We start from the raw sequence: 4858 nt of genomic DNA, 5'->3' as shown, positions 1-4858 counted from the left end.
CCGTGGCCGCCGCGGCCCAGGCCGCCGTCACCCCCGTCCTGGTCCTCATGTCCGGGCAGCTCGAACCGGTGGCGATCCCGGCCAACCTGCTCGCGGGCCCGGCCGTGGCCCCGGCCACCCTGCTCGGCTTCGTGGTGGCGCTGGTCGCCCCCCTGCACATGGGGCTCGCGCAGCTGCTGGTCCGGCCGGCGGGTCTGGCCACCGGATGGATCATCGAGGTGGCCGGGCACGCCGCGGGGCTCCCGCTGGGTGTGCTCCCGTGGCCGGGCGGTGTAACCGGGCTGCTCCTGCTGGCCGCTGCCGTCCCGCTCGCCGTGCTGGTACTGCGGCACCGGGGGACACGCCTGATCGCCCTGGCGACCGTCGTCGGCCTGGTTCTCGCCGTGACGGTGGCCGCGCCGATCGTGACTCGCTGGCCGCCTCGCGGATGGTTGCTGGTGGCCTGCGATGTCGGTCAGGGAGACGCGTTACTGGTCGCGGCAGGGCCTGGGCGAGCCGTGGTGGTGGACGCGGGGCCCGATCCCGTCCGGGTGGACCGCTGTCTGCGTTCCATGGGAATCGGGGAGGTGCCGCTGGTCATCCTCACCCATCCGCACCTCGACCATGTGGGAGGGCTCGACGGTGTCTTCCGCGGGCGGGCGGTGGGAGCGGTGCTGGTGACCCCGCGCGGCACCGGAGGCGATGCCGGGGAGCACGAGGGGGTGAGGCTGAGCGAGGATCTCGCCCGCCGCCGTGTGGTCGAGTGGGTGGCGAGTCCGGGGGCGAGCTGGCGGTTCGGGCCCTCCGAGCTGACGGTCATCGGCCCGGTGGCCGAGGCGTCCCTGACCGGCGCGGGGAAGGGAGCGGCCGTCAACAACGCCAGCGTCGTGGTGCATGTTCGCTGGGCCGCGGGGTCGGCTCTGCTCAGCGGCGACATCGAGACCGAGGCTCAGGCGGAGCTGCTCCGCAGGGGCCTGCCGCCCGCCGAGATCCTCAAAGTTCCGCATCACGGATCCAGCAGGTACGACCCGGCCTTCTTCGCCGCCATCGGTGCTCGTGCCGCCCTCATCAGCGTGGGGGCGGACAACGACTACGGCCATCCCGCCCCGTCGACCCTGGCCACGCTGTACCGGCTCGGTGTGCGCGTCCACCGGACGGACCTGTCGGGGGACCTCGCCGTGGTGGACAGTGGGGGAGCCCTGTCCGTCATCCCCCAAAGGAGCGCTCCGGCCGGAGGGGCTACGGTACGGGGCTAGGACGTGACCTTGGCCGGGCGGCGGAACTCGGTGTCCACGTCGGCGGCGTAGACCGACCGGCTGCAGCGCGCGCAGCGGTACATGATCGGGCCCTCGTCGAGGGATGTTCCGCAGCGCGGGCAGGCGTGGCGGCGAATAGTGGAGTTCGTCATGGTTTTCACCTCCTGTGATGTTCCCAGGGTGCCTCACGGCACCTGCATTCCAATTGCGAACGACTTGCCGATGCCCCTCCCGCCACCGGGACGTGGCATGCTGCTCGGCATGGCGGCAACCGATCCGGCACCCGTGATCCTGATACTCGGCGACGAGGAACTGCTGGCCGACCGCGCGGTGAGCGAGGTGACCTCGGCGGCCAGGGCGGCCGATCCGACCGCCGAGGTGCACGATCTCCCCGGCGCGAAGATGGAGCTCGGGGAGCTCACCCGTCTGACGTCGCCCTCGCTGTTCGGCGACAGGTCCGTGGTGGTCGTCCGCTCGGCCCAGGACCTCGGCAAGGACGTCATCGCCGAAGTCGTCTCCTATGCGGCTCACCCGGCCGAGGAGACCGTGCTGATCCTCGTCCATCCGGGGGGCGTCAAGGGGAAGGCACTGGTCGACGGGGTCAAGAAAGCCGGGGCACAGGTGGTCTCGGTCACCAAGGTGACCAAACCGGCCGAGCGGCTGGCGTTCGTCAAGGCGGAGCTGAAACGGGCCGGGCGCACCATCGGGGCGGACGCCGCCGCCGCGCTCCTCGACGCCGTGGGCAACGACCTGCGCGAGCTGGCCGCCGCCTGCAGCCAGCTCGCCTTCGACACCCCCGGCAAGGCGATCGACGAGGCCGCCGTGGCGCGCTACCACCGGGGCAGGGCCGAGGTCAGCGGGTTCACCGTGGCCGACTCGGCAGTCGAGGGGCGCCTGGGCGACGCCCTGGAGCAACTGCGCTGGGCCCTGGCGACCGGTACGGCACCGGTCCTGCTGGTCAGTGCGCTCGCCGGGGGCCTGCGCTCGCTGGCGAAGGTGGGCGGTGCTCCCCGCAACCTGAGGGGCGGTCAACTCGCCGGCCGGCTCGGCATGCCGCCCTGGAAGATCGAACGGGTCCAGCGGCAGCTGAACGGCTGGGGGCCCGAGGGCCTCGCCCGCGCGATCCAGGCCGTCGCCACCGCCGACGCTCAGGTGAAGGGCGGCGGCGCCGACCCCGCGTACGCGCTGGAGCACATGGTCCAGACCGTGGTCGCCAGCCGCACCGGACGCTAGCCTGCATTCCGCACATGACCCGATCGACCTGGGGTGATCACCCGCTGCACTGGATCAGATATAGCTGCTGATCTGCAACGATGCGGCAGGTGCGGAAAACGGGGCCAGCCGGGCGGGGACACGCTCCCCGGCCCGCGAAGGTGCGCCGCCGGCGACGCGTCACGAGGCCACCAGGGGCGAGAAACTCGGTGCGCCAAGCGTCACGGGCGGATGAAACGCAAGAACGCCGCACCCCGTGAGGGAGGCGGCGTCCGCGAAACCTGAAACTACTTGGTGGCCGTCGACAGGGCGGCGGCGCGCTGGGCGATCGCCGACTTGCGGTTGGCGGCCTGGTTCTTGTGGATGACGCCCTTGCTGGCAGCCTTGTCCAGCTGGCGGGCGGCGGCGCGCTGGAGCACAGCGGCCTGCTCGACGTCACCCTGGTCGGCGGCCTCGCGGAACTTGCGGATGGCCGTCTTCAGGGAAGACTTGACAGCCTTGTTACGCAGCCGGGCCTTCTCGTTCTGCCGGTTGCGCTTGATCTGGGACTTGATGTTCGCCACGAAGAAGCCTCGGTGAATGTCGTTGGATGGGGCGCGCGGGCAGAGAGGGCGCGCCACACGCAGTTGACTAGGCTACCAACTGCCGAGGTCGTCGCTCAAATCGACAGGCCGGGCAGAGGGATGCCTGATCAGTTTAGCGTGTGATTTTGATCGCTCGGACCGTAATCCTCATGGCTTGAACCAGAACTTGTCGTACTCAGCCCAGTCCTCCTTGGTGGCGGCGAAGTCGACGTAGATCGCCAGCCCGAACCGCTCACGGGGTTTGCCGTACGAGGTCAGCGCCAGCCGGGCGCCTCTGGCCGCCTTCTCGACGCTCTCGGCCTCGTCGGCCCAGGAGACGCCGTGGTCGTGATAGGCCGGGGCGCCGATCAGCACCGTCTTCTCCTCGGGGACGAGTTCCAGCGCCAGCGTGCTCTGCCGCACGACGTAGCCGCCGTATACGGAGGGGAAGGGGAGATACGAGTCGTAGGTCATGATCGCTACCTGGTCGGTAAGCTTCGCCACCTGGCGGAAGTAGTCGGGCGACCAGTACTTGTCGTGGCCGAGGACGGCGCGTACGGCCGGGCGGGTGAGCGGGAACGGCTCGATCTGCGGGGTCGAGGTGGAGAGCAGACCGTCGCCCACGATCGCGCGGGTCCGAGTCAGCAGGTCGAGGAACTCGATGTCGCCGTCGCCGATCGGCTCGAAGTTGTAGTGCACGCCGTCGAAGCCGAGCGCCATGATCGCGCGCGCCCCGTCCAGCACACGCTGCCTGGAGGCCGCGTCGTCGAGGTCCAGGGTGCCGTCGACCTTCTGGCCGAGCCAGGCCGAGATCCTGACCTTCGGCAACTCCTCGCGCCACCACTTCAGAAGGTCGACGGCCCTGGGATATCTCTCGATGGGCAACGTCCCGTCGTGGTCGAACGGTCCCGAGTGGAGATAGACGTCCTTGATACCGGTCTTGCGGAGCCTGGCGGCGAGCGTCCGCACGTCGTCGTGGGTCTTCCTGCCGTCGACCCATGCGTGGCCGAGCCACAGGGCGTCGTGGCCGGTCGTCTTCGCCCACGGGGCGGGCGTCCCGGTAAACTGCAGGGTGAGGGTGGCCACGGCCAACCCTGGAAGCGCAAGGAGCAGGGCCGCCACCACAGCGAGAAAACGCAGGCCGAGTCGTGCTCTGGTCCGGGCAATCACCCGGACATGTCACCATGGAAGGCGGCTGGCATGCCAGTCGTGTGATCGTCATCAATCTGTTGAAACGGACCCCGGTGCGCATTCAGCCTGGCCAGACCGACCCCGCGGTGCTTCGCAACTTCTGCATCATCGCGCATATCGACCATGGCAAGTCGACGCTAGCCGACCGCATGCTGCAGATCACCGGAGTGGTCGACGACCGTTCCATGCGCGCCCAGTATCTCGATCGGATGGACATCGAGCGCGAGCGCGGCATCACGATCAAGTCGCAGGCGGTCAGGCTGCCGTGGAAGGTCGGCGAGACCGACTACGTCCTCAACATGATCGACACTCCCGGGCACGTCGACTTCACCTATGAGGTCTCCCGGTCGCTTCAGGCGTGTGAGGGCGCGATCCTGCTGGTCGACGCCGCACAGGGGATCGAGGCGCAGACCCTGGCCAACCTCTACCTGGCCATGAACAACGACATGACGATCATCCCGGTGCTCAACAAGATCGACCTGCCCGCCGCCCAGCCGGAGAAGTACGCCGCGGAGATCGCCCACCTCATCGGCTGCGACCCGGGGGACGTGCTGAGGGTCTCCGGCAAGACCGGTGTCCGGGGGTGCAGTACCCGCACTGCAGGGCGTGCTCTTCGTGAAAGGCCTGCTGCATGGGATGCCACTCGCCTCCCTGGGC

Annotated in this window: 6 protein-coding genes and 1 pseudogene; 3 read left to right on the top strand and 4 right to left on the bottom strand. The window is 69.4% G+C overall.

Annotation, left to right across the window (positions count from 1 at the left end):
- The coding region (locus ABZ260_RS46680) for a ComEC/Rec2 family competence protein (RefSeq protein WP_355631197.1) at positions 1–1235 on the top strand (1235 nt) is incomplete at its 5' end.
- Here the strand turns inward: ABZ260_RS46680 and ABZ260_RS46675 are convergent.
- Positions 1232–1387 (bottom strand): hypothetical protein, encoded by a 156-nt coding sequence (locus ABZ260_RS46675; RefSeq protein WP_343979879.1) that lies wholly within the window; start codon positions 1385–1387, stop codon positions 1232–1234. The two genes, ABZ260_RS46680 and ABZ260_RS46675, sit on opposite strands and share 4 nt — an antisense overlap.
- 109 nt (positions 1388–1496) lie before the next feature.
- On the opposite strand from ABZ260_RS46675, the gene holA reads away from it, so the two are divergent.
- The gene (holA, locus tag ABZ260_RS46670; RefSeq protein WP_355631194.1) at positions 1497–2468 is read left to right on the top strand and encodes a DNA polymerase III subunit delta; all 972 of its coding nucleotides are present in this window, start codon (positions 1497–1499) and stop codon (positions 2466–2468) included.
- Positions 2469–2734: 266 nt separating this feature from the next.
- Here holA and rpsT read toward each other — a convergent pair whose 3' ends face one another.
- Positions 2735–3010: a 30S ribosomal protein S20 gene (gene rpsT / locus ABZ260_RS46665; protein ID WP_350913227.1), complete on the bottom strand. Its 276-nt coding sequence runs from the start codon at positions 3008–3010 to the stop codon at positions 2735–2737.
- A gap of 168 nt (positions 3011–3178) precedes the next feature.
- Entirely contained in the window at positions 3179–4180 is a 1002-nt protein-coding gene (locus tag ABZ260_RS46660; protein ID WP_355631191.1) for a hypothetical protein, read from the bottom strand.
- Between the two features lie 74 nt (positions 4181–4254).
- Here ABZ260_RS46660 and ABZ260_RS46655 point away from each other — a divergent pair.
- Positions 4255–4776: pseudogene (locus ABZ260_RS46655) on the top strand (GTP-binding protein); the annotation flags it as partial.
- Here the strand turns inward: ABZ260_RS46655 and ABZ260_RS46650 are convergent.
- Entirely contained in the window at positions 4727–4834 is a 108-nt protein-coding gene (locus tag ABZ260_RS46650; RefSeq protein WP_355631200.1) for a 2Fe-2S iron-sulfur cluster-binding protein, read from the bottom strand. The pseudogene ABZ260_RS46655 and the gene ABZ260_RS46650 sit on opposite strands and share 50 nt — an antisense overlap.
- Between the last annotated feature and the right edge of the window lie 24 nt (positions 4835–4858).

It is taken from the genome of Streptosporangium sp. NPDC006013 (genome assembly GCF_040614275.1).
Lineage (GTDB): Bacteria > Actinomycetota > Actinomycetes > Streptosporangiales > Streptosporangiaceae > Streptosporangium.
Note: the sequence above shows the minus strand (reverse complement) of the source record. Positions and strands in the feature narration are given on the sequence as shown.